3 protein-coding genes and 1 pseudogene are annotated in these 3,775 nt (G+C 72.7%); 2 read left to right on the forward strand and 2 right to left on the reverse strand.

The window, feature by feature from the left end; all coding sequences use genetic code 11:
• Together E1284_RS39415 and E1284_RS39420 are read right to left on the reverse strand one after the other, a co-directional pair.
• A partial coding sequence (locus E1284_RS39415) for an AfsR/SARP family transcriptional regulator (protein WP_131945234.1) occupies window positions 1–738 on the reverse strand: 738 nt, incomplete at its 3' end.
• 94 nt (window positions 739–832) lie between these two features.
• Window positions 833–2,221: an NAD(P)/FAD-dependent oxidoreductase gene (locus tag E1284_RS39420; RefSeq protein ID WP_131945235.1), complete on the reverse strand. Its 1,389-nt coding sequence runs from the start codon at window positions 2,219–2,221 to the stop codon at window positions 833–835.
• 390 nt (window positions 2,222–2,611) lie between these two features.
• On the opposite strand from E1284_RS39420, the gene E1284_RS39425 reads away from it, so the two are divergent.
• Window positions 2,612–3,205, forward strand: coding sequence for a YbhB/YbcL family Raf kinase inhibitor-like protein (locus E1284_RS39425; RefSeq protein WP_243715021.1), 594 nt, complete (start codon window positions 2,612–2,614; stop codon window positions 3,203–3,205).
• A gap of 268 nt (window positions 3,206–3,473) precedes the next feature.
• Window positions 3,474–3,775, forward strand: a pseudogene (locus tag E1284_RS39430) (hypothetical protein); the annotation flags it as partial.

Here is a 3,775-nt window from a genome sequence, read left to right on the forward strand (position 1 = left end):
GGGTGCGAGGGAGGGGTCGTGCCGCAGCACCGCCAGGTAGACGGCCTCCATCTCGGGGGACGGGTCGACCCCGAGCTCCTCCCCCAGGGCGCGCTTGGCCTCGTCGTAGCGGGCGAGGGCCTCGGCCTGGTGCCCGGCCGCGTAGAGGGCGCGCATCAGCAGCGCGGTGACGGGTTCGCGGAGCGGGTCGCCGGCGGCGAGCGCCCGCAGTTCCGGGATCACTTCGGCGTGGCGGCCGAGCGCGAGGTCGGCGCCGAGCCGCTCCTCCAGCGCGGCGCGGCGCAGCGCGTCCAGGCGGGCGGCGGGCGCGTCCGCGAACCGGAGCCCGGAGGCGTCGGCGAGCGCCGGGCCGCGCCACAGCGCGAGCGCCGAGGCGAGCCCGGCCGACCGGCCGGCCGGGGACGCGGCCCGGCGCGCGTCGCGGACCCGCGCCTCGAAGTCGTGGGCGTCCACGTCCCGCGGCGGGACGGCGAGCCGGTACCCGCCGGACCGCGTCTCGACCAGCTCCGGGCCGATCGCGGCGCGCAGCCGCCGGACGAGGGACTGCAGCGCGTTGGGCGCGCCGCCCGGCACGCCGTCCTCCCACAGCGCGTCGATGATCCGCTCGGCCGGGATGAGCGCGCCGGGGTCGAGCGCGAGCAGCGTCAGCAGCGCCCGCAGCCGCGCCCCGCCGACGGCGAGGGGCGCGCCGCCGTCCGCCGCCCGCACCTCCAGCGGTCCCAGGATCCCGATCCGCACCCGCCGATTGTCCCCTACTCCCGGAAACGCGGAACGCCCCGGCGGTTCGCGGGGAACCGCCGGGGCGCCGGGAGGGAGCGCGGGCCGGGCCGGGTCAGGCGGCCGTCTCCCCGGCCGCGCCCGTGCCGGCCGCGGTCTTGACCCTGGGGTCGTCGAGGGCGGCGAGCTGGAAGTCGGCGCGCGGCTGCTCCACGGTCGCGAGCGAGACGGTCTCGCGCTTGAGGAACAGCGCGAGCGTCCAGTCGGCGACGACGCGCAGCTTGCGGTTGAAGGTCGGGACCTTCGCGCCGTGGTAGCTGCGGTGCATGAACCACGCCGGCCAGCCCTTGACCTTGAAGCCGTAGGTCTGCGCGACGCCCTTGTGCAGGCCGAGCCCGGCGACGGCGCCGATGTTGGCGTGCACGTACGGCTTGAGCGTCTTGCCGCGCAGCGACCGGACGATGTTGTCGCCGAGGAGCTTGGCCTGCCGGACGGCGTGCTGCGCGTTCGGCGGGCAGAACATGCCCTCCTGCGTCAGGTCCGGGATGGCGGCGTTGTCGCCGGCGGTGAACGCCCGGACGAGGCCCTCGATGGTGAGGTACTCGGTGCCCTTGACGCGGCCCCGCTCGTCCAGCGGGAGGTCGCCGTGCCGGACGACGGGCGAGGGCTTGACGCCCGCGTTCCACACCAGCGTCCCGGCGGGGAAGCTGCTGCCGTCCGACAGCTCGATCTGCCCGTCGACGGCCGACTCCAGGTAGGTGTTCATCTTCACGGCGATGCCGCGGCCGCGCAGCTGCTCGGCGGTCCACTTGCCCATGTCGGGGCCGACCTCGGGCAGGATGCGGTCGGCGGCCTCGACCAGCATGAACCGCAGGTCCTGCGGGGTGACCTTGCGCATGTACTTGGTCGCGTCGCGGGTCATGTCCTCCAGCTCGGCGACCGCCTCCACGCCGGCGAACCCGCCGCCGACGAACACGAAGGTCAGCGCCTTGCGGCGCACCTCGACGTCGTCGGTCGACTCGGCGATCTCCAGCTGCTCCAGCACGTGGTTGCGCAGGTGGATGGCCTCGCCGACGGTCTTGAGGCTGATGCCGTGCTCGGCGAGCCCGGGGATCGGCAGCAGCCGCGGCACCGCGCCGGCGGCCATGACCAGGTAGTCGTAGGAGATCCGCTCCGGGGGACCGGACAGCGGCTGGACGATCGCCCACCCCTCGTCGTGGTTCAGCTCGGTGACGCGCGCCTTGCGCACGGTGCACTTGGGCAGCACCCGGCGGAGCGGGACGACGACGTGCCGCGGGGAGATGTTCCCGGCGGCGGCCTCGGGAAGGAACGGCTGGTACGTCATGTACGAGTTGGGGTCCACGATGGTGACCTTGACCTCGCCGCGTCGCAGCTCACGCTTGAGCTTCTTCTGCAGGCGCAGCGCGGTGTACATGCCCACATAGCCGCCACCCACGATGAGGATGTGGGGAGCGCCAGAGGTCTCCTCGGCGGTCCTGGCCATTGCGGCCCTCCAATGTCACGGTCGGCTTGTGAAGACATTCACAAGCTATCCGATGGAACGTGCCTGACACCAACGAATAACCAGGGAAGAAGTGGAGAACTTCCCGTCCGGGTAAACCTGGGGGCCGGATCGGGTGTGAAACCCGCCACTCCTTCTCAAATATTGGGATGGAGCGGTTCAAAGCACGCATGACGCACGTCACAGGGATCTTTGTCGCCGGGCCCGCGGACGGCGCCGCGAACCGCCCGTCGCACCCCCGCGAAAGCCCTATCGTTGGGGCGGACGAGGAAGGGGGCGCCGGCGGCGGGACGCGCGCGCGGCCGATGAGCGGGACCGAGCCGACGGCGGCCCGGCGGCGCGCGGGCTACGATCTCGCCCGGGAGCGTATCGATGATGAGCAGAGACCGGCGTCCGATGCCGACCGCGGCGGGCGTCCTCGCCCTCGCCCTCGCCGGCGTGCTGAGCGGCTGCGGGCTGATCGGGCAGCCGCAGAACAAGAGCGCCGAGCTGTCGGAGTGGTTCACCGTGACCAGCCCGGTCTTCCGCGATGGCGGCGACTTGCCCCCGCGGTACGGCTGCACGACGTACCCTGGCGGGCAGGGGAAGACCCCGCCGCTGCGGTGGTCGGGCACGCCGGCCGGGACGAAGTCGTTCGCGATCGTCATGGACGACCCGGACGCCTCGGGCGGCGCCTACGTCCACTGGGTGATCGCGGGCATCGACGGAACGGTGAACGAGATCGTGGAAGATGCCCGGCTGGACAGGACCGTCGAAGGGTTGACCACAGAGGAGAAGGCGGGCTACGCGCCGCCGTGCCCGCCCAAGGGAGAAGAGCATCGGTACCGGTTCACCATCTACGCGTTGGACGATCCGGCACCGTTCCAGAACGGCGCCGCACTGAAGGTCTCGCTCCCCGCCATCGCCGAGCACACCATCGGACGCGGGCGGATCACCGGGAACTTCGGCGGCGAGCAGGCGCGTTGACCGTGGTGCCCGGAGGCGCAGGGTCAGGGCGGACCCCTCGGGGGGCCGGAGCCGACAGGGGTGTGCGGATCGGCGAGGTTGGCCGATCGGCACGCGCCGTGTGAGGGTAAATGTGCGCGAATGGTGTGACAACGGTCATAGCGGTCGGAGAGAATCGGGCTGAGCCCCGGCGGCGGAGGCCCACAACGATCCGGACGCTTGCGACAATCGGGACGGACCCGCGGTCCGCGCCGGCGACTCTCGCTGGGCCAAGGCATTGGGTGGTGGCATGACTTCTTACATCGTGGTCTTCGGCCTCATTGTGGTCGTGGTCCTGGTGGTCGTCCTCGTGGCCCTCGGCCTGCGGGCCAGCAGGGCGGGGCGCGACGACGACGACTGGATGGACGACGAGCCGCAGCAGCCGCGCGGCCGCCGGGGAGTCCCACCGCAGGAGCAGATGGGCCACGACGACTACGGCCCGGGCTACAACGACGGGTACGACGAGGGCTACGACGGCGGCTACGACCGCGCGCCCGAGCCCGTCCCGGACCGCCGCGTCGCCGGCGGGCCGCTCGCCGCCCCCACCGCCGC

It is taken from the genome of Actinomadura bangladeshensis, from assembly GCF_004348335.1.
Classification (GTDB): Bacteria; Actinomycetota; Actinomycetes; order Streptosporangiales; family Streptosporangiaceae; genus Spirillospora; species Spirillospora bangladeshensis.